At 29.3% G+C, this 25,995-nt stretch carries 19 protein-coding genes and 1 pseudogene; 18 read left to right on the top strand and 2 right to left on the bottom strand.

The window, feature by feature from the left end; all coding sequences use genetic code 11:
- The first annotated feature begins 150 nt into the window (after positions 1 to 150).
- The 6 genes from AC2GW8_RS10340 to AC2GW8_RS10315 all read left to right on the top strand — a co-directional run bounded on the left by AC2GW8_RS10340 (position 151) and on the right by AC2GW8_RS10315 (position 9,505).
- Complete coding sequence (locus AC2GW8_RS10340) at positions 151 to 978, top strand: universal stress protein (protein WP_440879794.1); 828 nt, start codon at positions 151 to 153, stop codon at positions 976 to 978.
- A 2,303-nt stretch (positions 979 to 3,281) separates the two neighbouring features.
- The gene (locus tag AC2GW8_RS10335; protein WP_440879793.1) at positions 3,282 to 3,968 is read left to right on the top strand and encodes a leucine-rich repeat domain-containing protein; all 687 of its coding nucleotides are present in this window, start codon (positions 3,282 to 3,284) and stop codon (positions 3,966 to 3,968) included.
- Between the two features lie 344 nt (positions 3,969 to 4,312).
- On the top strand, positions 4,313 to 5,728 hold the full coding sequence (locus tag AC2GW8_RS10330) for a tetratricopeptide repeat protein (protein ID WP_440879792.1): 1,416 nt from the start codon (positions 4,313 to 4,315) through the stop codon (positions 5,726 to 5,728).
- A 7-nt stretch (positions 5,729 to 5,735) separates the two neighbouring features.
- Entirely contained in the window at positions 5,736 to 7,049 is a 1,314-nt protein-coding gene (locus tag AC2GW8_RS10325; protein ID WP_440879791.1) for a hypothetical protein, read from the top strand.
- Between the two features lie 450 nt (positions 7,050 to 7,499).
- Positions 7,500 to 8,369 carry a hypothetical protein gene (locus AC2GW8_RS10320; protein ID WP_440879790.1) on the top strand — a complete coding sequence of 290 codons (870 nt, stop codon included), beginning with the start codon at positions 7,500 to 7,502 and terminating at the stop codon, positions 8,367 to 8,369.
- Positions 8,370 to 8,935: 566 nt separating this feature from the next.
- Entirely contained in the window at positions 8,936 to 9,505 is a 570-nt protein-coding gene (locus AC2GW8_RS10315) for a hypothetical protein (RefSeq protein ID WP_440879789.1), read from the top strand.
- Between the two features lie 376 nt (positions 9,506 to 9,881).
- Here AC2GW8_RS10315 and AC2GW8_RS10310 read toward each other — a convergent pair whose 3' ends face one another.
- Positions 9,882 to 10,574: a hypothetical protein gene (locus AC2GW8_RS10310; RefSeq protein WP_440879788.1), complete on the bottom strand. Its 693-nt coding sequence runs from the start codon at positions 10,572 to 10,574 to the stop codon at positions 9,882 to 9,884.
- Positions 10,575 to 10,836: 262 nt separating this feature from the next.
- Between AC2GW8_RS10310 and AC2GW8_RS10305 the strand changes: the two genes are divergently transcribed.
- From AC2GW8_RS10305 to AC2GW8_RS10285, 5 genes are all read left to right on the top strand, one after another.
- On the top strand, positions 10,837 to 11,298 hold the full coding sequence (locus AC2GW8_RS10305) for a metal-independent carbonic anhydrase family protein (RefSeq protein ID WP_440879787.1): 462 nt from the start codon (positions 10,837 to 10,839) through the stop codon (positions 11,296 to 11,298).
- A 286-nt stretch (positions 11,299 to 11,584) separates the two neighbouring features.
- Complete coding sequence (locus AC2GW8_RS10300; protein WP_440882206.1) at positions 11,585 to 12,067, top strand: GTP-binding protein; 483 nt, start codon at positions 11,585 to 11,587, stop codon at positions 12,065 to 12,067.
- 370 nt (positions 12,068 to 12,437) lie between these two features.
- On the top strand, positions 12,438 to 12,605 hold the full coding sequence (locus tag AC2GW8_RS10295) for a CobW C-terminal domain-containing protein (RefSeq protein WP_440882205.1): 168 nt from the start codon (positions 12,438 to 12,440) through the stop codon (positions 12,603 to 12,605).
- 368 nt (positions 12,606 to 12,973) lie between these two features.
- Positions 12,974 to 13,558 carry a Crp/Fnr family transcriptional regulator gene (locus tag AC2GW8_RS10290; RefSeq protein ID WP_440879786.1) on the top strand — a complete coding sequence of 195 codons (585 nt, stop codon included), beginning with the start codon at positions 12,974 to 12,976 and terminating at the stop codon, positions 13,556 to 13,558.
- A gap of 147 nt (positions 13,559 to 13,705) precedes the next feature.
- Positions 13,706 to 14,323: an FMN-dependent NADH-azoreductase gene (locus AC2GW8_RS10285; protein ID WP_440879785.1), complete on the top strand. Its 618-nt coding sequence runs from the start codon at positions 13,706 to 13,708 to the stop codon at positions 14,321 to 14,323.
- A 174-nt stretch (positions 14,324 to 14,497) separates the two neighbouring features.
- On the opposite strand, the gene AC2GW8_RS10280 is transcribed toward AC2GW8_RS10285, so the two are convergent.
- The gene (locus AC2GW8_RS10280) at positions 14,498 to 19,021 is read right to left on the bottom strand and encodes a phospholipase D-like domain-containing protein (protein ID WP_440879784.1); all 4,524 of its coding nucleotides are present in this window, start codon (positions 19,019 to 19,021) and stop codon (positions 14,498 to 14,500) included.
- Positions 19,022 to 19,745: 724 nt separating this feature from the next.
- Between AC2GW8_RS10280 and AC2GW8_RS10275 the strand changes: the two genes are divergently transcribed.
- The 7 genes and pseudogenes from AC2GW8_RS10275 (at position 19,746) to AC2GW8_RS10245 (ending at position 25,983) form a co-directional block, all read left to right on the top strand.
- Positions 19,746 to 20,132 carry an SEL1-like repeat protein gene (locus AC2GW8_RS10275; protein ID WP_440879783.1) on the top strand — a complete coding sequence of 129 codons (387 nt, stop codon included), beginning with the start codon at positions 19,746 to 19,748 and terminating at the stop codon, positions 20,130 to 20,132.
- Between the two features lie 35 nt (positions 20,133 to 20,167).
- Positions 20,168 to 20,236, top strand: a pseudogene (locus AC2GW8_RS10270) (hypothetical protein); the annotation flags it as partial.
- A 21-nt stretch (positions 20,237 to 20,257) separates the two neighbouring features.
- The gene (locus AC2GW8_RS10265; RefSeq protein WP_440882204.1) at positions 20,258 to 21,163 is read left to right on the top strand and encodes an SEL1-like repeat protein; all 906 of its coding nucleotides are present in this window, start codon (positions 20,258 to 20,260) and stop codon (positions 21,161 to 21,163) included.
- 5 nt (positions 21,164 to 21,168) lie between these two features.
- A complete protein-coding gene (locus AC2GW8_RS10260; RefSeq protein ID WP_440879782.1) occupies positions 21,169 to 23,748 on the top strand; it encodes a hypothetical protein in 2,580 nt (859 codons plus the stop codon).
- Between the two features lies 1 nt (position 23,749).
- Positions 23,750 to 24,562, top strand: a complete 813-nt coding sequence (locus tag AC2GW8_RS10255) for a hypothetical protein (RefSeq protein ID WP_440879781.1) — start codon at positions 23,750 to 23,752, stop codon at positions 24,560 to 24,562.
- Positions 24,563 to 24,590: 28 nt separating this feature from the next.
- A complete protein-coding gene (locus AC2GW8_RS10250; RefSeq protein WP_440879780.1) occupies positions 24,591 to 25,247 on the top strand; it encodes a hypothetical protein in 657 nt (218 codons plus the stop codon).
- A 70-nt stretch (positions 25,248 to 25,317) separates the two neighbouring features.
- Entirely contained in the window at positions 25,318 to 25,983 is a 666-nt protein-coding gene (locus tag AC2GW8_RS10245; protein WP_440879779.1) for an imm11 family protein, read from the top strand.
- Positions 25,984 to 25,995 lie beyond the last annotated feature (12 nt).

The raw sequence follows: 25,995 nt of genomic DNA, 5'->3' as shown, positions 1-25,995 counted from the left end.
TATAAAAAGAGGGGACTTTTGTCCCCTGCATTCAATAATTCTTTAAATTCTTCGCAAAGTTACTAACTTATTACTTTATACGCAAATAGTTTTTCTCTTAAATATTTTGTACCTTAGGATTGTTGTTCTCCTCTCAAACCCCAGGTTATTATGAAAAAAATTTTGATCCCTATTGATTTTTCTAAGCATTCAGAATATGCATGTGTTCTAGGTTCTAAGATTGCAAAAAAAACCATGAGTGAAATACACTTGATTCACATGGTAGAATTACCTTCTGGAATTATAGATATGGGAGCTGGAAGTAACTTTAGTATTCCAGAAAGCATGCTATACCTTAGAAAGGTAAGGGATAAACTTATTGACATCAAATTAAAATATTTTGAAGACTTCAATACAATTCAGCACTCAATACGCTTTCAAAATCCATACGAAGGCATTCGTGACTACTCAAAAAAAATCTCCGCAGACTTAATAGTAATGGGGTCAAAAGGTCAAACAGCTTTAAAAGAAATGATTATCGGCTCTAATACAGAAAAAACAATTGCTAGTTTAGATACACCTGTTTTGATCACCAAGAAAAACGACGCTGAGTTTAAATTCAAAAAAATGGTTTTTGCTTCCACTTTTCAAAAAGACGAAGCGAAAGCTTTTGAAAGCTTTCTAGAATTTGCCAAATTCTTCAATTGCAAACTTTATTTACTAAAAGTCAATACCCCAAGAAATTTCGAAGACTCTATAGAATCCAAAGAAAAGGTTGAAAAATTTATTGAGAAATATGATTTAAAAAAGTACTCTATTCATATCTATAATAGCAAATCGGTTCCTAGGGGCATCTTAAATTTTTCAACAGATAAAAAAGTTGACCTTATTTCAATAGCGACGCACGGAAAAACAGGTCTTTCAAAATACCTGAATGGTAGTATATCAATGAGTTTATCGAAAAATGTTGTTAAACCTGTACTAACCTTTAAAGTATAGGCAACTACAGAATCTCTAAAATACAGTTAAAAAAAGCACCCGATCAAAATAATTATTTGACTTGTCGTTTGTTCTGTGTAAAAAAGAAGATACAGAATAGGACATTTATCAACTTGTTATTCATTAAACCCTATTAATGGTCCTTGTTTGAAATCAACAAACATAAACATTCCATTACAAATAAATTTTAAATAAGATACAAAAGACGATAAGGATAAATCCCGTTCAACATTATTGAACGGGAACGATTACAAAAAAAAATAGAAAATAAAATCTTAGATTGTCTCTAAGTTAAAACAAAGTAATTATTAAAATTTCAAACTCCCAATAGGTAGTAATACTATATTTAAACTAGGGTTCGCCATTAAATCAATAACAATATATTATTGTTATTGATTTCCATAGACTATAACGATTCAGTTAAAATAATTTTTAAATAAACTATTTAGAATTTAAAATATCACTTTAAAAAGAGTTGACATCAAATTATTTGCAACAAACACCAATAACAAACTATAAGACAGCATTTATAAACAAGAAAGAATATTAATTGAGATAGGCGAAGCACATATATGAGTTAAGCCATAAAAGATACTATTTACTATAAGAGAAAGGTTTTATTAACAAATTTAAAACTTCATTCAAAAGTAAAAAACTGCGCATTAATCTAGTTCAGGGATGTAGTTAGAAGTTTGGTTAATACGCAGAAGAACAATTACACTAATAAAGATAATAATTATAAAATAATTTTTAACTGTCAAAGACCTATAAAAATACGATTTAAGAGAGAAAATCATAAAATTTAATGTAGCACTTGACATGCTAAACCACAACATGGAACAAAAATAAATAACTATAAAACAGAATAAAAAAGCAACAAACAGAATAAAAAAACAACTTTGAAATCTAGGGTAATTAAAATTATGTTAAAACAGAATAGGACTTAACAATGGTTCTTAAAAACCGCGTGTTAGCTTTTATAGAGTGAAATGTATGAAGTTATGATGTTTTGCTAACACGCAGTAATTCTTACCTAGGACAACAAAAATGAATATTTAAATTTAAACAGGAAATAGACTCTAATACTGAAACTAAAACTAGTACAAACCCTTAGACCAAAAACAAAATTATAAAAAAGATTTTTAGAGTAGATCTATTTAAAAACTATAAATAAATTATCAAACTTGATAATCCTATTAAAGCTATTATTTTAAATCATACTTTTTTCGGTTGGTAAATTTTACTAGAAGAAAACCTTATAAACATTTAGCATGAATTAAACTTAAAACACTTATCAAACAGAATATTTTAATTTAAAAAAACAAGTAAAAAACCAGAAGGTGCTTACCCTTCTGGCTAAAGATGTGATAAAATTTCAAGAAATTCTATCATTTTATAATTAATTGAGAAATACCGCTTAGTTATTTACTAACTAAGGACGTTAAAATATCCGCGCACTAACATTTTTAGAGTGAAATATATGAAGTTATAATGTTTAGCTAATACGCAGAATTTTTAAAATCTAAGTACAAATCTGAAAAAAATATTCGAAGCAACCAATAGGCAATAATACTGAAAGACACACCGGCAAAAACCATTAAAGAAACAACAATAAAACCATTAAAAAAAATTAAAATAATATATTTTTTTAGTTTTAAATATAAAATGCATCTTTACTTAATTGATTTGAGCCTGAAATAATTGTATCATCTAGTTTAAAATAAAAAAGAAAGGAGCCTAAACTCCTTTCAATCAAAATGCGAATAAAAAACCCTTCTAAAATTTAAACGCTTTTATTATTGACAAGGAAGTGAAAATCCTTGGTTTGATCAGTGGTGTAAAAAAGGAGTTAAAAAACTCCTTTCTTCATAAATATAATATAGACTCTGCTAAAAATCTAAGGTTATTGAGAACATGACTGCAAAAAAATGAAAAGAATCTGGAAGGCTATTTGCAAAAAATAATAAGTAATTAAATAGTTATTGCAAATAAAACAAACCCCATTCTTAAGTGACTTAAGAGTAATCACAAACGTATTCAATATAATTTTCATAAAAAGAATTATTTTGCGATTAAAATTTAGATCGATATATGTCTCATTTTAAAAAATAACACAAGGAAGACTTCATTAAAATAGCTATTTACAAAATGTTGATATGAGGAACTACATTATAAAACTTAGAGATAATAAGCTATTCTGAATATTTTATTGAACTTTTTAACTCGATTTAAAATCATTAACGTTAGAAAGACACTATTTACCTATGTTTGAAACCTGATGCTAATAAAGTCAAACTTATAAAATGAAAAAAAGCAGTTATTATTTAATCATTTATTTACTATGTTGTTGTTCTAGTAAAGAATTAATGCTTGAAGATGGAGTAGAGTCCGGTAAAAGCACAAAAAAATATAGCGTAAAATTATCAAAACAAAATAAACACTCTAAAATAATACGATTTCAAGACATAAACTTTAAAAACGCTCTAATAGAAATAGGGATTGATAAAAATCGAGATGGAGAAATTCAGAAAAGTGAGGTGAAATTTATAAGACAACTTGAAATTTCCAGAAAAAAAATTAGCTCCTTAGCTGAAATCATATATTTTAAAAATCTTGAAATCTTAAACTGCATGAATAATCGGCTTAAAAAATTGAATCTATCCAAAAACTTAAAATTAAGGTCCTTGGGTTGTAAAAATAATATATTAACAAGTTTAATTACTTCAAACAATAGCCTTCTTGAAACTTTAAACTGCAGTAATAATCAACTCACAAATCTAGATTTATCATACAACACCAAAATAAGAGGCTTGATGTGTTCAAACAATCAGTTAATAAGTTTAAACTTATCTAAAAATAACAATCTTGAAGTTTTGATTTGCGAGAACAACGCTCTTAGCTGTATTAAAGTACCTTCTAACATAATAAATAAAAAAAGGTTTTGGTATAAGGATAATAAAACTATCTATAGCACCGATTGCTATAATTAATTAAAAATCAATAAAATTAGTTTAAAAAAGAAATTTTATTGATTTTTTTTAAATCTTCCAAAACACTAATCAAGCTATATTTTTAGGGGGTATTTTTTTAAAAACTATCTTAAAAATAATATGTAACCTAATTTAATTTTCAAATAACACATTAATTGTAAACACGTTGAAAAACCGCAAATATTTTTCCTATAAAACCTACAATAAACACTAGTAAAAGTCAGTTTTTTTAATAGTTTAGCGAACTCAAAAAAGGTGGAAAATTTTACCGTAAAGAAGAATTAATGAGTTCTCTTTTTACGATATTTTTCACCTTTTGATATTTAATAATATGTTCAATAAAAATGATAAGCATAAAAAAAGAAATCCCTTTAACATTTTATTTTGTTAGTCTTATTTTTCACCTATATGGGCAGAATAACAATGATTGCCAATTTAACGTCAATAAAGCAATAAGTTACCTACAAGGAAGTGCTCCTCAAGAAAAAAAAGCACTAAAGTACCTACTGCCTTGTCTAGAAGTAAATAATCCTTTCGCTCAAATTACTATGGCTCGTATTCTACTTAGCAAAAATAGTTCTGTTGAACATTGTAAAGCTTTTGAATTACTTAAGCATGCTTCTAGCTCTGGTAATCAAATCGCTATGAACGATTTAGCAGACCTTTACAAATTTGGCATTGGATGCAAGCTAGACTTTAATAAGGCTAGAAAGTGGTACTTAAAATCTTTTGAACATGGAAATAACGAAGCCGCTTATGGTTTAGGTTATTTATATTTAAAAGGGTTTGGTAACATTAAGCAAGATTATGAAAAAGCCATTTATTGGCTAAAAAAAAGCAACCATTCAATGGCTCAATATTGGTTAGGAGTATGCTATTACTTCGGTTATGGAGTCCCTCAAAACATTTCATTAGCTAATAAGCTCCTTAATACTGATTTTAATGAAAATCAAAAAACACAATCAAACAATCAAGCCAGTATACAGCAGGAAAAGGTATTAAAAAAAATAAAAAATCATATTGAAGAACAAAAATTCACCCCCCAAATAATAAGAAAAGATGAACTACTAGGGGAATGGAAAGGAACTTTATTACTAATGGATTGGTCAGACAGCCATATTGAGCATAAAGTACCGATAACAATAAATTTCGACAACCATAATGATGGCAGTCAATTACGAACAACTTGGACACTTGATAAACAAGTACATGAAAAAGATTTCACTAAAATTGATAACACCTTTTTTTACAGTGACTTTTCTATTGAAGTACCCCACACTTCTTTTAGAAAAGAAATCCCTAAAAGGATAAAACATCTTATTGTAGAAGCAGAGTTTTCTATCAAAAAACTTAAAAAAAACACTTATCTAACAGCCGAAGTTGAAAGCTATATAAAACAATGGAAAGAAAACGCTCCCCCAATAAGATTACTATTAACCAAAAATGAAACTACTGAAAAAGAATTATCAGACCAAGCAATTTTAACTTTAACTAAAAAGAAGCAAAAATTTATAAAACTATATCCAAATCCTTTTGATGAAAACTTAGTGATTTCTTACAACTTATTAGAAACACAAAATACAACTGTATTTATAGAAGGAATAACCAATTCTGATAAACAAATTGTAAAGCCAAAGGGTATTCAAAAAAGAGGGAGTTATACATATCTTATTGAAGGAAATACAATGACTGATGGGATATATACTGTTTCAGTAATTACAAATAACAAAAAACATACTCGTATTCTTATAAAGAAATAAAGAAAACATGCAAAAATCATTTTCTTTTTTACTTTTACTAGGACTTGTAACTGTTCTAAAAGCACAAAGTAAAAAAAATAGTAATCAGGCAAATATTGGGGAGTTTAAAATTAAAATAAAAGGTTTCGACGATCTTATTCAGCCTAATTCGATTAAAGTTAGCTCTACTAAAGAAGATATTGATGATATAAACATATCCCCTTCTGAAGACATCAATACTGTATTAAAGAATGAAAAATTAATACGATTAGCTTCCAAAAGAAATTTAAGAAATTGGTTAAAATATCAAAGAAATAACAAAATAAAACCTGCTATAGAGAATATTTTAAATCAAAAATTTAACAATTACAAAAATGCTAGACAAGCTTTATATAAAATCACAGAAGAATTTAATTTAAATCATCTTTTAAAGCATTCAGAACAGGAATACGATTTAAATATTATTAGAAAGGACAAAATCATTAATCAGTGTTTAAGAAGTTTAAAACTTCTTTCAATAAGAGAAAAAGAAATAAGAAATGGCAATCTCAATAATTCGTTATACCCAAAAGTAAAGATTAATGAGATTCTTCTTAAAAACATTAAAAATATTGGCTCTATAAAAAACTTACGAAAAGATCTTATAAAACTTTTTGAATCAAATTCTGCCGAAAAACATGTAAGCGAGAAATTCCAAAAAAAACTATTAGAGTTAAATACGAAGGACTTAAAAAACATCATTAATATAGTTATAAACAAAGAACGTAACTATTATGACTGTTTGGATGAATGGATGAAAATTACATATACACAGGCGCTTCTTTTTAAGCTGTATGTAATAAAAAGCTATTTACCAAAAAGATCTTATACCTACCCTAATTTTAAATACACTATGCTTACCTCATCACATATTGAACAATATATAAAAGACAACACAGATGATATCGCTTCTATTTTTGATGATGACTATTATAATAAACTTATAAACAAAGGCAGCAGGAAAACCAATCAAACAAAAAAAAATAAAAAATTAAAAGAAGAAATCGCAAAAAAGCGTTGGGAAATCATTAAAGAAAAAGAACTTAATCATAAGTTAAACAAAACCTCTATTGGTTGTTGTTCTAAGATTGATTTTTTAATAGAAACTTTTAATATTAAGAACCCTAACGTAATTCAATGGTTAAATGAAAATCATCAAAAAGAAACATTTAATGATTTACTTATAAAAATATATTCATCTCTCAGTAAAGAACATGACATATCAATTACGTATAACAAATACATTAAAGAACAATTTGAAAAGAGTAACTCTTCAAAACAGATCTTAAATAAAAATAGATAAGCCAAATTGATAGTTTTACAAGATACGATAAGGGTACTAATTAAAGTAAAACATCTTTAAACAAAACTCGTACACCATTATTAAAATCAAAAAATAAAACTAACCTATTTGTAACTTGGCTATAAGTTACATCGTAATTATAATTCTTAGAAAGAAATTGAAATAGATAACTTTGATAAATTCATTAATAATTATAGTTACAGATATTTTCAGCTAAAAAATCAACTACTCATTACTTGCTATAATACCTTATAACATCTAACAGAGCTATTTTCAATAAAAAAACCAAAAATTTGATAATAACCCAATATTAACACCCCTTTTAAAGATATTTAATAAATAACACAACCTACATTATTTTTACTTTGTTAAAAGTGTTTTTTTTCTGTTAATATAAAGTCTTATTGCTTTCTTTTGCAAGCACAATAAAATAACAAATAATATTTTAAAATGAAGAATCTATCTTTTAAAAAAAGTAATTTGATTTTACTTATAGCGACTCTATTTTTAGTGTCATGCTCAGAAAACAGTGAAAGCGAAATCCTAAAGAATAATAATGATGAATTTGGTACGATGCTATTAAATATAGAACTCAACAGTACGTCATTAAAGAATCGTAAAGGAAATGAGATTTATATCTCCTGCGAAGAAGAAAGCAATAAAATATCTTATCGCAGTAAGCAAAAAATCGTAGACACTCATAATAGTTTAACGATTGGAGGACGAATGGTTATTGCAAACCGTAGGCAAAAATTGTTTCTATTTACTAAGGTTGATGATGTAAAAAATAACCTAACTGCCAAAAATTTTAATGTAAAAAAACTAAAAAAGAGTTATAAAATTACTCCAATTAACTCCAAGTGTTTAATTTCTGTACCAGAAGAAACAACAGAAACTTTTTCTGTACCAAAAGAAATAATAGGAACTTTTGAAGTTTTTCAAGTTTTTCGAAATAGACAATTGACAGGCACTGGTTCTTACGACCAGGTAATTAAAGATGGAGAAGGTAAATATTTAATGGAGATCAAAAAAGATGGTTCTATTTCGGTATTCAATACATGTTATAAAGTCTCAGGAATTAAATTGTTAACTCTCGAATACGATGAAAACTCAATATTTGATGTTAGTGATTTTAAAATAAGCTTAAAAGAAGGTTGTGAAGACAATATTAATGAACAAAATCGTTTGAGAAAACTGAAGGGGGTTTTTAAAACACTAAGAGGTTATGAAAAAGGATTTTTTGGAATGTTTTCTTTCGAACGTTTTGAAACTGCTGCTCTTTTGTTTGATACTGAAATTATCTTAAGGCCAATTCCATAACTCACTAAATAAACAATAAAGTACTTTTCTATTAACATCAAAAGCCAAAGAAGTTAATTCAAAAGTGTAATAAATTTTATTCTTAAATATCGAGGTAGTTTTACCTCGATATTTTTTTATTAAAAACTAAACAATAAAAATAATTTTCTAAACTCAACAAATTAAATCGGACAAGTACATTGCATTATTATACCTTTTGAAGCTTTTATCAAAGTGTTAGAAAACACGAACCTACTTTTCATTTGCACCACTTTTTTAAGCGATTAATTATCAGTAAAAAAATCAAACAAGACAACTCTTAAAAACCAAGTAATTTAAAACAAAAAGACCAACTATATTTTTTATCGAAATCAGTAACATAACTTTAAAAAATATTTTAACATACAAAAAGTAATAAGTTAAATAAAAATATTGCGGATAACCGTAGTACTGAAATTGTGACAAATTATAACTTTACTCTAAAATGGCTTAAGAACTAATTATACGATAAAGTATTTACATTCTAAATCTTGTCTTTTTAACTCTTAATCCATCAAATAAAAATTATAATTTATAATATTTAAAAAATGAAATATTCTATAACTATTGTTTTAATACTTATTTTCATGTCTTGTGCAAGTGAAGATGAACCAGAAGCGACTGATCGTGGAACTTATATTAGCGGTACTGTTGACTCAAAAGTTGAAAATTATCAGCAACTAAATTTTGAAAATGTAAACACATCAAATACATTTTTTAGCAAGTCAAAAGAAACATGGCTACAGGCTTATGAAAATAAAGAAGAAACTAGTACAGGAGGACACTGGAGAATCAGAATTCATGATTTAAACATCCTGAAAGCTTCTCTACCATATTCGGATTGGTCAACCACAAGTGCATCCATAGCATGGGATAATAACCTTACTGATAAAGACAACAGATGTGGTGGTATTGATGCAGGTTGCGAATTTATAGGGTCCACTGAAAAAGGGTTGAAGCTTATAATAAAATCCGTTACAGATAATTACATCGAAGGGGAGTTTTCAGGTAGATTTTACTTGACTGGTGTAGGCTTTAGCAGGTTTAGAGATGAAGATACATATGTTAACGTTAGTGGTGGTAATTTCAGAATTAAATTCAGTCTTGATGACAACTAATTAAGTACTTTCTCAAGTTACTAATAACAAAGCACTTAATAAGTGCTTAAAAAATAACACAAATACTTCGATTAATTAAACGATTATTATAAGGTGTTGAATTATTTATATTATGCAAAAAGATTTTGATATTCTAAATGGTTATAAATACAACTGATTGGTTGCTTTTATTTGGAGAGTAACACTATTGACCTAAACATCATAAAATTAAGTAATCAAAATAAAACAGAAGGACTTTTACCAAAAAATAGACACAATATCGAAAGTTAAAATAGATATTTTTTTATTTAATAGCTTATTATAACTTTAATCCAAAGGAGTATTTAACAAAAAACACCTCTACTGAGGTGTTTTTAGATGATGAATTTAGTGGTATTTATAGAATATTGTATGGTGTAACAGAATCACAACTTCCACTATCTATATGATGTATGTTGTACTCATACCCTTCTGCCTTTATATTTATTAAATCTTTATTTTCAATTGGAAAGAAATCAAAAAGTAACTCGTCATTCATTTTTAATTTGTGTAGTTCTTTTCCTTCGTAATTAATAGTTAAATTTTTACCTGAATTATTTTTTAAATTAATTTTTACTGTTTTTATTAAATGTAGAGATAAAAAATTACTACTTCCAGTATACTCATTTAAAGTAGTAATTGTGTTATTTTTCATTTTTCCTACTTTTAAATCAAAATAATTATTAATACATCCATTAGAACTGAACGCCTCTACAAAATACTTTTTTCCCCTCTCAACTCCCTCGAAATATACAATACCTAATCCGTTAGTAATACCTTCAAAAACGAAATTTCTTTTCTGTACTAAATCTTCAAGACTTTGGTACAATTTTATATGAATTCCTTCAATAAAATTATTTCTATACTTCGTTACTACTACCAATTGATCCGGACTTTGTTCTGTAACTTTAATTGGTGTAGGTGGTGAAACTTCTATTGTTGGATTACCTTTAGAATTCAAATTAACCTCTGGTCCTAAATGGTCATCTGGAGCACACGAATTTAGCACACTAACAAACAATAAAATAGAAATTTTTTGTATCACTTTCATTTTTATTTATTTTTTAATCAAATAGCACATCATGAATTCCAGTGCATTGATTTTTAATACATCAAAATCATGGGCAAATATATTAGTTTTAAAAGGCTTTAAAACCAATATATTTTCTTTTTAGAGAACTTTAACTAAGCAATATAAACTCAAAGCAAATAACTTATTTTTTTGATTAAAAATCATCAATAAAGCAACCAAGTTGCTTTATTTAAAAAATCATTATATTTACTTTCAGTAAAATAAATAAACCTTATGAATAATGATAACAAAAGAACAAGTATTAGAAGCCCAAAATACATGGGCGAAAGGGGTTATAAAAATTGGATCTTTAAAAAAAGATAGGCTAAGCTGTGAAACATTTACTAATGAATTCTTAGATGAACTTTACGCATTTGATTCGGGTATCGTATTATTTAAGCCCACTAAATGCGCAGTCAAACAATTTAGACCGAAAAAAGTAGAAGCGATGTCTTATTTTATCGCCGGAGATAATCGTGCCTGTGAAGAGGACAAAGGATTTGCTATGAATCCATGGATAAAAGTTCGCTTTGAAAATACTGAAATTATCCTAGATGAAAATCGTGCTATCGCAATGGGGAATTACTTCTTTACTGCTCCTGATGGAAACGAAGCGAAAGTAGAATACACTTTCGGATATAAATTAGAAAACAGTAATTTGAAAATTGATTTACATCACTCGTCTTTCCCATACACCCCATAACCTAATTACAATGGATAAAGACATTGATAAGAATTAATCATATTTCAGAAATTACAGTTATCCTATAAAAAAACAATAAAATAAATCTACATGCATTAAAGAATTAACAATACAGGGAAATAAAGTCGTTAAAAAATCTATTATTATTGAAGAGCAAAAAAATAAAACAAAAGAATTATAGCATGTTTATGATATAAAAACTCTAATGATTGCTTATTAATTACATTTAAAAATTAAAGAGTTACAGAGGCAACTCAACGATTTAAACAAAAAAGCAAAATTTTAAATAAAGTACACTCGGCATTTTATTCATACCATTAAAAGTACAAACAAGCTATCCAGAAGTGAAGAAAAATTAGTTGAAATAAATAATAACTATGTCTGTTGTGCGCTACAAGAGGATTTAAGGGAAGAAGTAGAACACCTAGCCAAAGAAAGCCAATTCGACTACCTTATTATGGAAAGTACAGGCATAAGTAAACCAATTTCTATAGCTCAAACATTTTCATTTATGAATAAAGAAAAAGAAATAAACCTTTCAAAATTTAGCCATGTAGATACAATGGTTACTGCAATAAATACCTTCAACTTTTTCAATAATTTTGGCAACCCTAAAACTTTAATAGGCAGAGAACTTACCAAGATTGAAGGTGGTAATCTTGCTATTGTTGATTTGTTGACTGATCAAATAGAATTTGTTAATGTAATTTTAAATAAAGTAGATTTAATAACTAAGGAACATTTTGTGTGTTTTAAAAGCTACAATTAGTAAACTAAACCCTTCGGCAGGAACACTATCCTCAAACTATAGTCAAATAAATCTTAAAGAAATTCTAAATACAGGTTTGTTTAATTTTGAAGAAGCATAAAAAAGCGCTGGTTGGATAGAAGAATTGAGCGAAGATGATCACACTCCTGAAACTAAGACATACGAAATATCTTCTTTTGTTTATCGTAATAAAAAATCTTTTGATCTTAGACGGTTTTGGTATTATATACAACAAAATTCCCCTAATAACATAATGTGTGCTTCTCGACTAAAGCAAACATTAACACATTTAAAATAATGAAGTTAGATTAAATAAGATAGAACAGATGTTTGGTGGAGTAGCATGTCTTTTGAAAAATGAAATCAACACATAGCTTTCTTAAAAAATCAAAAACAGATAGAGTCTAACTGGGACATAGAAATTGGTGATCGTAAAAATAGACTTGTATTTATAGGGCAGAATATCAACAAAGAAAAAATAAGTGCAAACCTTGAACATTGTTTAACAATGTTAGATAAACTAAATAAGGACACCTAGAAAAAAAGAGTATTCTGATAACTGACCTACACAAAGAGCTTGTTCTATAGAATAATATTTTAATTACTCTTTACAGGAAGTCTTATAAAAACACCTATTACCTGACCAATTTGATCATTATTGAAAAGTAACATTACGCTTCTCTATTTTAAGCAATACTAAAAACAAAAAACACCTTTAATTAGCTTTAAAGGAAGTCTTAACCGCAGACAGTTACTATCAAATAGTTTTTAAGTATCTTTGACTACATAATCACATTAATACAGTACTTTGATAAACACTATACTTCGTTAATCCATTTAGATTTCTTATTTAGAAATTAGGAAAAACAAAATGTAAAAAACACAACCCAAATAATAAATTGCAATATGGATATACAGCATTTAACGAATTATTTATCAAACTACATACCTCTCCCTCAGAAGGATGCATTGCTCATAGCAGAAAAGTGTAAAAGAAGAGTATATCTAAAAGGTCAATATTTACTGCAGCAGGGAGACTATTGTAAATATACAAACTTTATAATTTCTGGCGCCACCAAAACCTTTCATATTGATGAAGAAGGAAAAGAGTATATTTTTAGATTTGCGATAGAAAATTGGTGGGCTGTAGACTTACCCAGCTTTATTCATCAAGTTCCATCAAATACAAATATTCAGGCTCTTGAAAAAACAGAAGTAATTCAAATTTCATCACAACATTTAGAAGAGTTATATAAAGAAATTCCAGAGTTAGAACACGTATTTCGTTTGCTTTATCAAGAAGCTTCCATATCATTAGAGAAAAGAATTATTTCTAGTCTGAGCCACACCGCAAAAGAACGCTATATTTTATTTAAAAAAGAATGTTCGAAATTTGAAAAACGTATCCCTCAGTATATGATTGCTTCTTACATAGGAATATCAAAACAATATTTAAGTGAAATACGAAAACAATTGACCCATGAATTGTAAAACATTCAATTAGTTGAATCATATTTATTCAACCAGCTGAATTTCTATATCATCTTTAGAGCTTAATTTTACACCATTACTAACTTAATAAAAAAATGTATTCAGTAAACTACTTTATACCTCTTTTTGATTTAAAAATAGATTATAATGGAAAAAATCATGTATATCATAGCTTCTCCTCGTGGAGCTAATTCTAAAGCTAAAGCTTTATCTGATGCTTATCTTAAAAAACTAAAAAGTAAAAACCCCAATATAGTCATAGAAACTATTGAGCTTTGGGATGAAAACTTACCCGACTTTGATGCTGATAAAGCCGCTGCGAAAATGACCTTTTTTGGAGAAGGTCAAATGAATGATAAAAAAAAATCAGTTTGGAAATCCGTAGTAGAAATCACAGAACGATTCATGAATGCAGATCATTATGTATTTGCCGTACCAATGTGGAATGGAGGACTTCCATATAGATTAAAACAATACATTGATATAATAACTCAGCCTGGAATTTCATTCAATTTTGATCCTGAAAAAGGATATTTGGGACTTCTAAAAAATAAAAAAGCAACTGTATTTTACACAAGTGGTGTTTTTTCACAAGGAGTCGACCCTAAATATGGAATCGATTTTCAATCTACCTATTTTAATTGGTGGCTACAGATGATTGGAATTAAAAACATAGAAGAAGTAAGGTTTCAACCTACCATACTAACCAAAAATCCTAAAAAAGACTTTGAAGAAGCACTAACTAAAGCACGAGAGTTAGTGTAATAATAGATGATCTCTCAAGCACTTTCAAGTAAAGCTTGATACCGTCCTTTTTTTTAAAAATTCAACAATAATATTTGAATTGACAAAAAATAACTGCAAAAAAAACAATACTTCAACAAAAATACTGAAGTATTGTTTATTATTTAAAACTTTATCGTGCGTGTATGCCTTTATTTAGGGTACTAAAATATTCTTAACGACTCTCGATCCATCTAATTTTTCAACGATTAAAAAATGAATACCTGCTACTTTTAAAGACAAATCAATCTTAATATTTAGTTTTTGATTGTTCTTAAAGCTAATTAACTTTTCAGCTCCCCCTGGCGAGGCTATATAAATTTTTGAAACTTTATTCATAAAAGTCTCTGAACATTGTAAATTTAAATATCCTGTTGTTGGATTAGGTCCATAGACCATATTTGTTTCAGTACTAAAAGTTGCTTCCTTTTCTATAGATCTTTTACTTCTTATGGATCTACCAGATCTACCACTAGATACATTTTCCTCTACATAATTCCCTATTTTTTGTACTACCAAAGATTTAATTTTATCATTAAAATTCGTACTCTTAGATAGTACTGGGGTTTGCGTAGTTAAATCAGTAGAATTTGAATTCAATAAAATAATATCCCCTCGGAATAAATCTTCTGTATAACCGATTACTCGCCATCCAGCAGGTACTTTTATAGAACTTATTGTACCAGAAAATTCTTCTAATAGCAAAGATGTATAATAAGTTATATCGCCCTCTAGCTCTTTTTGCTCTCCTTTAAAATCTCCATCAATAAATAACGTTACTTTTTCATTTTTAGAAATTTCAGGAACACTATAATCTTTTAGCTTTTCTATTTTTACAGATTTAACTTTATCATTCCATTTATCACCAATATAAGGGGTATCAAAGTTTATTTCTATAGGCTGCCCAGGGTCACTTTTCCCTAAGTCTTCATAATAAAGAGTAGCTTTCCACCCCCTAGGAACACGTATTGAAGACATTTGACCACTACCTATGCTTTCAAGGTCGGTAGCAGTATAAGGCTCATTCTCTGGATAAAAACCTTGAGAATTTCCTAGATAAAAAATATCTTGATATAGAAACACTCTTTCATCATCCAAAACAATTGTACTACTGCTACTATTAGATAAAACCTGAACAAGAATAGAACTTACAATATTGTCAAAATCTCCTTCTCCATGCGTTTGTTCTGGTATTTCAGCGTAGTCTCCCTCTTCTAATATTTTCAAAGCACCTTGATATTTTGGATCAGAATATAGTAATACTCGATATCCCTTAGGCACACGAATAGAGCTTAACTGGTCTCCACCAAGAGGTACTAGATCTTTCAAATCATAAGTACCATCCTTCACAAATTTATGATTTCCTGTAAAGTTTTTTTCAGAAAAAAGACCAACAGGGATATTCAATTGCGGTACTTGATAAGAATAATTTGGGTCCTTCTCTATAATTATTGCTTTTGTTTTATCATTCCAATGCTTTCCAACAAAAGGAGTGTCATAAGTAATTGTTAAGGGAGCTGTTCTTTTATGGTGGGTAACAATTCCGTCACTTTCTTCATCCAGAAATTCTAATTCTTCCTGATATAAAGTAGCTCTCCACCCCAAAGGTACTTTTAATGAAGACACCTTATTTTCTAAAACAGTTCCTTCTAACTTGTGATACCCTTCAGGCAACGCAAGTAACTTACCATTATATTGCGAATCTGAATATAACCGCACAAAATTTTGCACATCATAATCAATATCCATAGCACCTAAACAAGCATCGATTGACAAAAATGTACGCGATGAATTTCGTATTAAAGGAAGCCAATAGTCATTATAATATTTTTTAACCGTTTTAGAATCTTCAATAATAGTTGCAAATTCAGCCAGTTGTGCAGGGTACTGCGCGTATAAATTATGAGACCCTATTAGAAAAACACTTTGATCTACCATGATCGTTTTTGCGTGATTTGCAAAAGATTCTTTGGTATTGGGATAGGTTTCAGTAACCTCATCAATTCTAACATAACCCAAGTCAATATTTTCACATAATAACTTCCTGTTTACTAAGCTATCATCTACCCCCATTTCTTTAGCTACTTGCCAAATAATATTGATCAATTCTGTATTGCTGATGTGGCTAGTTGTGTCATGTCCCGCTTGTTCATTAGAAAGGATAATTTTTACAGGAATACCGCTGAGTGCTTTTTTTATAAGTATCCTTATAACTGCCTGGTCAACATGATTAACAAATTTATTATTATTAAAAAATTTATTAATAAACCCATGAGCTATAGCTTGTTGTGATATGTAAATGCTATTTTTTGCATGGTCCAATATATATTTTATAGCTTCTTTAAGTGTAGAAGTAGATAGGTTTGTTAAATTATCATTTTTATTTTCTGCTTTTGCATTTAATTGACCTACAGACAACACTTTAAGTCCTTTATTGGAGGTTTTTGGGGATGATGTAAAGTTTAAAATACTTTTAGCAAGAGGAACTTCTTTTACTGTTATTAAATCTGTCGCACTATCATTCCATTCTCTAATATGAGTTTCTTCTTTTGTTTTAACTTTTTCTAGATGTTCGTTCCATAATATATCCGCAAATTTATGAGCATACAAAGCTGCATCTCCATTAATAATAGTAGCTGCATCCATAGGAGGTGTATCCCCTAAATAAATACCCCACAGGTTGTTACCTCCTGAAAAAAGTGTTTTTCCATCTATTGCGACAATTTTAGAGTGATTCCATGATAATATACCCTCACCTAATAGTCCCTTTCCAAAAGTTCTAGAAGCGGTCATATAAACTTTTAAATTACCATTTCCTCCTTTAGGTAATCCTTCAGTAATTTTACCTAATATCTCGTTAACAACTTCATTACCTCTACTTTGAGGTAATCCTTCTATTCGATGACCTTGGCCTAGTCTCTCAAAAATTCTTTTTAAAGCAGTAAAAACACCATCAGTGTAAGAATCATTGGAAAAGCCAGATAAACCTAGGAAAATTCGAACTATTATCTCATCATCAGTATTTTCTGCTGATTTTTGAATTTGAGCCAAAACATCGTGTAATCCTTTTATATAATCTCCATCAATTTTAGATAAAGTAGTGATATCAATTATTTTTTTAACTTTTTTTAAGTTCTTATATAATTTATCGGTGTAAGAACTAAAAGTCAATTGAAAACGTTCGTTGGAAAAACTTGGAGTTGCAAATACTTCAATTTTATCATTATTAGAAATATCCCAAAGATTAAAGCCATTGCTTTCTAGATGCTTAGCAATATTGTCAATTCCAGTCTTCGCCGACCCATTATCAGATGGGTTATTTTCCATTTTTTCTGATTCAATTGGTTGAACAGAAAAATCTGTAAGGTAATTATAAATATAAATAAGTCCCCCGGCAACACCTCCTATTACAGCACAAGTCGGAGCACCTATTCCACCAGTGATGCTAGACAAATAAAGGCAAGATATTGTCCCTGCTGAAACTGTTGCTAATTCACTCGTATAATTTGCATTAACAGCTAAATCTCTCTTTACCCTTTGATTCTGCCGATTGTTTATATCAATCAAACCAACATAACTATCAGAAAAAAAGGCGTTTTTTTCAACATTTGAATTAGCCTCTATGTTTTTTAAACCTTGTTCTACCTCAATATACGTGACCGTTTTCCCCTTAGGAGTATCAAGGAAATTAGTAATTAATTCCTGATAATTATCATTTGAACTACAGTTGAATTCTCGCTTTTGTATACCAGAATAGAAAGAATTCAATACTTGATTCTTATCATCAAGCAATACTACCTTTAAATAATATTCATCTCCACAATTCAATCTACCGTATGATGATGAAAAAATAATTGCTGGAGAATTTTTTAAATCCGAATCCAAATATCCGTTTAATTTAAGGTCTATTTTCTGATTTCTAACGACCCAGTCTCCTCCTTCAACAGTCAATATTTTTTTATCATCAGCTCCACGAGGAAAAGTATTAATTTCCTCAGATGAGGTAAGCACTTCTTCTTTAACTAATTTTTTAGCACCTTTTACATTTGTTCCTTTCCAATTCCAAGAGTTTTCTTTTTCAGGCACTTCCAATAAATTTGGCGGACTAATTCCTAAATAAGCTTTTTTTAAACGTATACTTTCTCCTGTTCCCTTTCCTCGAATTTTATCAATCCACTTTATATACCGTACACCAAAACCATAATTAGTAATTCGTTTACTCAATAACTCCTGATAACCATCAATACTACAATCTATATTTTTAAATCCTTTATTTTGGCTTTGCCAAGTTCCTATTACTTGTTTTTTGGCATCCAAAAGCTCTAATTCCAAGTTATATTGAGCTCCACAAGTTACCCTTTCATATACTTCTGAAATTACAATAGGTGGTGCTTTATCTAATACCTCTTCAGAAAAGAAATTAGTCAAATTAATAAGCTGACTCCTATCCGCATTAGGACCCCTAGAGGTGAAATAATTATCGTCAGAATCTCTTGGGTTTCCTTGATGACCAAGCCATTCTCCTTTTTCTTGTTCCCAACCTACAACCGTTCCTCCATCAACAGAGTCAGGGTTAACAAGTAGATTCGCATGGTAATTTTGGTTTTTTGCTTTTTGAGCCAAAAGCTGACCGAAGCAACAAAACAAAACAAGTTGTAATGTTAATAATTTAAAAGACATTTATTTTTTATTTTAATTTTAAGTGATTATTCCAACTATAAAAAATCATCCACAACACTGATAACAAGCTGAAAATCTGAACAAAAATACTTAAAACCTAAAATAAAAGAACATTAATATTTAAACTTTAACACATCTCAAAAATAACAACACAAATAAAACAACAAGCAAAAACACCCAAAATTACATAAGTAAAAACCCTTAAACATATTTAGCTTTTAGACACATAAAAAAACATGTTTTTTAAAGAATACTACCATTGGATATTTGAAATTACGATTAAAAAAATTATTTACCTAAAACCATTGGCCATAATTACAGATCTTGGCAATCTAATAGAAATAGCACAATTACAGTAGTTATTAGATTTAATTATAAAAATAAAAAAACCCGCTCAAAATTTGAGCGGGAAAATTGCTATGAAAAAGAAAAGTCCTAAGACGTCTCAAAGGACAGTATCAAATATAAACTTATTCTATCAAAAACCAATGATGAAAATTTAAAAAAATCTATTTTTTAAATTTTTAACCTGAGCAATAATATAAAACACCATGACTCTAGAAAATACTTTTGTTTAAAAACACCCGTAAACACTGGGTTTATTACATTTTTTTATATAGTTTCGCAGCCGAAAAAAAGAATAAAAAAATAATGCTATGGAAAAGAACTCGCTCCTCTTTTCCCAGGTATTGTTTTGCGTTTTTTTTAAAATCAATGTAATACTATGAATACAGTAAAAAGAAAAATTATTTTGGTTATCTGCCTTATCAACATTCTAGGCAGTAGCCATGCACAACAACTAATCGATTGTCATTTTAACATTAGTAAAGCTCTAAATTATTTTGAAGGCGATGAATATCATGAAGTAAACCATCAAAAAGCAACGCGCTACCTTACCCCTTGTTTAACAGCAAAGCACTCACATGCGCAAATAATTATGGCTACTATCCTATTAGAGGAAGAACAAACCTCTTCCGACAAGAAAGCATTTAAACTATTAAAAAGTGCTGCTAATGCTGAGGATCATATTGCAATGAATGATTTAGCAGATCTCTACAAATATGGTATTGGATGTAAACTCAGTTTTAATAAAGCCCGAAATGGTATCTAAAAGCCTATGAACACGGCAATAAAGAAGCGGCATATGGCTTAGGATATTTACACCTAAAAGGAATGGGAAGTAGTCAGCAAAACTATAAAAAAGCCATTTATTGGTTTCGTAAAAGTAACCATCCTATGGCTCGTTACTGGTTAGGTGTGTGCTACTATTATGGCTATGGAGTTCCTAAAAACAGAACAATAGCTAATGAATATTTCAGCACAGAATTGGATTATCAGAATCCTCAAAAACCAGCCTCAGATCGTATCGAACAGCAAGAACTCCTGCTACAGCAATTCAAACAACAACAAACTATCCAAACAATACAGGAGAAAATAATAGAAGACCAACAATTACTAGGAAATTGGGAAGGCTCTCTTTTTGTAATGGATTGGTCTGATAATCAAATTGAACAAGAAATCCCTATTGAAATTAACTTTACAAAAAACGAAGACCTATTGCAAAGTATCTGGGAAATCAATAATAACTCTCATCAAAATGACTTTACCAGAATAGACAACACCTTGTTTTATGATGATTTCTTTGCCTCTATTGCTCACACATCCTTTAAAAAAGAAATTCCTTCAACATTGGTACATCAAATTACCGAAACAACCTTTTCTATTCAAAAAAAGGACGCCCAAACATATTTAACAGCCAATATAAAAAGCAATATAAACCAATGGAATGAAAAAGGAGCTCCCATAAGGTTATTACTAACAAAAAAGGCAACTACAGAAAAGCAACCAAAACAAGAATCACTTGCCCCTATGGCATTAGAACAATCGCAAAACTTTTTGCAGTTGTACCCCAACCCTTTTGAAAAGGATCTTACCATTAGTTATGAGTTAAACCGCCCACAGTACACCACCTTGTTTCTTGAAGGATCTTTTATTGAAAAACAATTGATAAAACCTACAGGTTTACAAAATAAAGGTAGCTATAACTATACTTTTAAAGGAGAAAATTTAAAAGTAGGAACCTACATACTCACCCTGATTACAGACGATAAAAAACACACTAAAATTGTTATAAAAAATTAAAAACGATGAAAAAAATATTTTATTTATTACTTGTATTAGGGCTTATAATTCCCTTGCAAGCACAAAGACAAAGCCGAAGTGCTAGACACCTAAAAAACGGTGAATATAAAGCTAGAAGAACAGCAGTTCGAAATCCAAATTTTCCAGACACCCGAAATGTTGAAGGACTTGACAATATAAGTTTCAATTACAGTTCTAGCCTTCAAACTATAGCCAATAATGAACACCTCATTCAAATGGCGGCCAAACGTAAATTACGACGATGGCTAGAACATCAAAAGAACAATAGAATTAAACCTGAAATAGAAGGAGTACTAGGCAAAAGATTTAGCAACTTTAACGATGCCAAAAATACCTTATTTAATTTTACAGAAAAGAAAAACCTTAACACGTTAATTTCAAAAACAAGAAATCGGTATTCTGGTGAAAACAAAAGAAACCAAACCACACAAAACAACCTGCTAAAGGAGTTAAAAATTCTTCAACACAGAGAAAATGAACTCAAAGGGGGCAATAGAAACAATGCTTTATATGCTGATAGAAGAGTCAATAATATTCCCGTACAAAGAATTGTATCGATACCCCAATTATCTAGAATTCGACAAGAACTAATTAAAAAAGTTGAACCTGCCATAGCTAAGTATCACGTAAGTAATCTCGTTAATAAAAAACTAAACAGTTTTAACAGTGAAGACCATACCCGTATCTTAAATAGTGCTGTAGGGCAGAAACACCAATATTACAATCATCTCAATGATTGGTCAAAATTAGATTATATACAGTCTCTTATATTTAAAATAAAAGATAGTAGAAGGATCGGACCATACTTATCGCGCACCAATTCAAAATTTCAGCATGAAATGCTTAGTGTTGCGCAAATTCAGCAATATGCAGAGCAACACAGAGAAGGAGGGTTTTCTGTTTTTGATTCTAGATCTTATAGCCTTTATATGTATAATATAAGAGATTTAAATAACAAATGGATTAGTAAGAAAAATAGAGAGCTTGCAAACATATTGAGTAAGACTGCTATTGGTGCAACTTCCGAAGTCGATTATTTAATAAATACCTACCGTATCAAACAGCCTGACAGAATTCAATGGTTAAACGAAAATTACCGCTCAAACGTATTTCGTGATATGGTAGCCAAAACAAAATCGTTGATAACTCCTCAAACCATTGCAAATACCAATACTGTTTTTAATAATCATATTAAAACAGCTCTTTATGCTGGGGGTAAAACAACCAATTGGCTAAACCGCGGTAATGTAACTAACGAACTACACCGACAGTTTTTTTACACCAATGCACATGCCAGTAGGGAACTCGATAAACTTATGTTTTTTAATGACCCTGTAAGGCAAACAACTATAATTATGTCTGAAAAAAATGCTACAGACTATTTAAAAAAGATACTGGCACCGTTAGACCGTAGAAATAGTTGGAGTGTTGCTGAGGCTCAACAATGGGCTCTTGGACAAATTGAACTAGACAATATACTTACACGTATTACAGTAAAGTGGCAACCCGCTACAGGAAGAATTAACGGAAAAGTAGGACAAGAATACACACACCGTTACAGTGATGGAAACACTACGTATTATAAAATGACTGACGGGGCTGTGGTTATTAATAGCGATAACACCCTTGTATTAAACAAAAACAATCAGTTAGTTAGAAAATTAAGAAGTGAAGCTGGAGGTAAATCTTGGTACATTAAACCCAACGGAGCTCAACACTGGTCTAACTACCTTATTCTAGGTCCTTCTAGCACAAAAGAAGAACTAGAAGTACTGTTTGAATTAGGTACTACAGCCCTAGCTAAATTTATTGGAAGTGTTATCATCCCTGTGGAAGATGTTAAAGTTCTAATTGACGGGAAAGATTTTGATGGACAAACCGCTTCACGTTGGTTAGCCGCAGGATTACTAGTTGTTGAAGTAGTTCCAGGAGGTAAATTAGTAAAAGTTATAGTGAAAGCAACTAGAACAAAAAAAGCTTGGAAAATTGCAACTAAAATAGGGGATAAAGTATATATTAGCTTGACTAAAGCGGTGAGGAGATTTACAACATCAGAATTAGCGCTTTTGAAAAAAGTTGATGTACCTGATTTTGTCTCAAATAATCTAGATGATCTATTGTTAACTGAAAACAGAACTACAATATGGAGCCTTAACAATGTTTCCTCTGGTCAATTCAAGAGAGGAGATTTAATTGAAGAAATATTTAATCAATGGGGTAATAAATATGGCGGTTATCAAAATTTAAATGATATAATTCCAAATTATAGGACTTTGGATTTTGACGGTGTCCTTGCAAATATTAATGAGGTCGTATCCCTGAAATCATATAAACGAGCAGATAAATCCATATCAACTCTAAAAACGACATTAAGAGGGTATGTCAGAAAGCTAAACAATGATATTGCGATAGGGGTCAATCATGCTGGAAAGAATAGGGTTTTAGATTTTGTGATTGAAGAAGGTTCCTTAACTCAAAATCAAATGGATAATATTTTGGATTACGTAGATGACTTGTTAGATGAGTTTACAGATGTGGATAAAATTAAAATAACACCTTTTTAAAATGATTAAAATAAATTTCAATATCACCTTAAATGAATCTGTAAACTCAAATTTACTTATAGATTTGATAAGGAAAGTAGAACAAATATTTCCGTCTAAAAACTTGATATATGAATATACTACTAATGTTGAAAAGGTTTTATATGGAGAAAAAAGATTTAAATCTTTTAAACCGTTTGCAGAATATTATAAGTCAAATAATTACAGGTTTGACTTATTGAAGCTGAAAAGTAAAGAAGATGATCTATTTATTGGTTTTCAGCAATCAAAAGGGGTATTAAGAGTTTTCGGAAATATAATTAAGCAGGAATTATTTCTTAAAATCGTCACTCTACTTGAACAACACATCCTATTTGCATATTGTCATAACGATTTAGACATTACATTATCTAGAGTTGAGACACATAGAAGTTGGATTAGAAAATTAGGTAAAGTCCCCTCTTATATAAGACTATTACCTAATCGAGAGAGTACAAGTGAAAGAGATAAGTATTTAATCGATTTAGAAAGTATACCAACACATTATCACCTTATCAAAACAGGAGATAGATTGTGGTTTGGTGCTTGTGCAATGATGTACTTCTCGGATGTTTATTATAAATATATTTCAAAAGAAATATGGGAAGAATTTACAGACTGTGAAGAGAATGTAGTTTTAGAAAATGGTCTAAGAAAAATAGTGTTATATAATAATTTATCTGACTTTGAGAATCCCAATAATAGAATAAAACAATGGGCTTTTAGAAATCAATTAGGTATTGATAAAGTTGCCCATAAACTCATTAAAGACGGTTCTACCCCAACTGCTGTTTGAGGTTAGATAAAACATTAAACTAATGTCAATGAAATATTTTGAAATTGATTGGGACTATGATAATTTAGACGTGATTGGGCATTATCCACAAATAAATATTAAAGAGGGATATAATCCAACTTTATCCGATAGTTATTGGAATGTAAAACCACATTCATTTCCTGATTTTATACCCAATTTAGAACTAGAATTGCATGATAAAGCTTATCCAACGGATTTTTTAGAAAAATATGTAGATTTTGGTATGCTTGTGAATACCAAGTTTAAAAATATTTTAAAGCAATTTAAATTACCTTCTCATGCTTTTTATCCTATAAAAGTATATCATAAAGGAGCGCTTTTGGAATATTTTTGGTTTCATTATATCATCGATATTTGGGAGTATGTTGACTTAAAAAAATCAACAGCTCAAATTGGTAAGAAATTTAAAAAGGAAATAGAAAAAGTAATTCTCATTCCTAATTTAGATAATATTCGAGAATATAAAAAGGCTTTACCGCGCCAACAAGAATTGAGGGTTAATGAAATTTATTTTAAACAGAATTTTCCAGCCTATGATGTCATTAAAATTTCAAAGGTAGGATACTTGAGAACTTTAATAAGTGAAGATTTATTAAAGGCTTTACAAAAAGCAGAAATGACTGGTTTTACAGTAAAACCTTACGATAAAATTGTTAATGAGTAATAATAACAAAGGAGCTGCAATAGTGGCTCCTTGTATCATTTTTATACAAATATTAATATTTTAAGATCTTATGAAGTATTACAGTATTAGTTGGGATTATGATAATTTAGAAGTGATTGGGCATTATCCACAAACGAGCTTAAAAAAAGGATATAATCCTTCTTTACCCGATAGTCATTGGGCTGTAGAACCACATTCATTTCCTAATTTTATACCCAATTTAGAACTAGAATTGCATAAAGATGCAAACGCTACAGATTACTTACATTTTGGTGATATTTCAGGGATTATTGTTAGTGGGAAATTTAGAGCCATTTTAAAAAAAATCAATTTACCACCACATGCTTTTTATCCTATAAAAGTATATCTCAAAGGAACACTTTTGGAATATTTTTGGTTTCATTATGCGATTAATGATTTTTTTAGTTGGTTGGATAAAGAAGAATCGAAAGCTATAATATACGATGATAAAAATGGAGTTTATAAAGTTATTTCGGAGTTAAATCTGAGCCTTTCTTTGGAGGAAATTGAAAAAATTAATCAAAAACTACCATGGCATCAACGTATGAAATGGGAAAAAATAATTTTCAAAAAAGAGTTTCCTAAGTATGATGTATATAAAACAAGAGGGTTAGACCTAAAAAATTTTATTAGTGAACGGTTATTAAATGCATTATTAGATACTGGAATGACAGGGTTTACATCGAAACCAATTGAAAATATAATTTGCAAATAACGCATAGGAGTT

It is taken from the genome of Tenacibaculum profundi (genome assembly GCF_057162725.1).
This window is presented reverse-complemented; position numbering and strand designations above follow the sequence as displayed.

Bases quoted from the DNA above. Each gene is read 5' to 3' on its own strand.
- AC2GW8_RS10250 (WP_440879780.1), top strand. From the start codon at position 24,591: ATGAAATATTTTGAAATTGATTGGGACTATGATAATTTAGACGTGATT.
- AC2GW8_RS10275 (WP_440879783.1), top strand. From the start codon at position 19,746: ATGAATACAGTAAAAAGAAAAATTATTTTGGTTATCTGCCTTATCAAC.
- AC2GW8_RS10310 (WP_440879788.1), bottom strand. From the start codon at position 10,574: ATGAAAGTGATACAAAAAATTTCTATTTTATTGTTTGTTAGTGTGCTA.
- AC2GW8_RS10255 (WP_440879781.1), top strand. From the start codon at position 23,750: ATGATTAAAATAAATTTCAATATCACCTTAAATGAATCTGTAAACTCA.
- AC2GW8_RS10265 (WP_440882204.1), top strand. From the start codon at position 20,258: ATGGCTCGTTACTGGTTAGGTGTGTGCTACTATTATGGCTATGGAGTT.
- AC2GW8_RS10335 (WP_440879793.1), top strand. From the start codon at position 3,282: ATGAAAAAAAGCAGTTATTATTTAATCATTTATTTACTATGTTGTTGT.
- AC2GW8_RS10305 (WP_440879787.1), top strand. From the start codon at position 10,837: ATGATAACAAAAGAACAAGTATTAGAAGCCCAAAATACATGGGCGAAA.
- AC2GW8_RS10290 (WP_440879786.1), top strand. From the start codon at position 12,974: ATGGATATACAGCATTTAACGAATTATTTATCAAACTACATACCTCTC.
- AC2GW8_RS10325 (WP_440879791.1), top strand. From the start codon at position 5,736: ATGCAAAAATCATTTTCTTTTTTACTTTTACTAGGACTTGTAACTGTT.
- AC2GW8_RS10260 (WP_440879782.1), top strand. From the start codon at position 21,169: ATGAAAAAAATATTTTATTTATTACTTGTATTAGGGCTTATAATTCCC.
- AC2GW8_RS10330 (WP_440879792.1), top strand. From the start codon at position 4,313: ATGATAAGCATAAAAAAAGAAATCCCTTTAACATTTTATTTTGTTAGT.
- AC2GW8_RS10315 (WP_440879789.1), top strand. From the start codon at position 8,936: ATGAAATATTCTATAACTATTGTTTTAATACTTATTTTCATGTCTTGT.
- AC2GW8_RS10320 (WP_440879790.1), top strand. From the start codon at position 7,500: ATGAAGAATCTATCTTTTAAAAAAAGTAATTTGATTTTACTTATAGCG.
- AC2GW8_RS10285 (WP_440879785.1), top strand. From the start codon at position 13,706: ATGGAAAAAATCATGTATATCATAGCTTCTCCTCGTGGAGCTAATTCT.
- AC2GW8_RS10340 (WP_440879794.1), top strand. From the start codon at position 151: ATGAAAAAAATTTTGATCCCTATTGATTTTTCTAAGCATTCAGAATAT.
- AC2GW8_RS10245 (WP_440879779.1), top strand. From the start codon at position 25,318: ATGAAGTATTACAGTATTAGTTGGGATTATGATAATTTAGAAGTGATT.
- AC2GW8_RS10280 (WP_440879784.1), bottom strand. From the start codon at position 19,021: ATGTCTTTTAAATTATTAACATTACAACTTGTTTTGTTTTGTTGCTTC.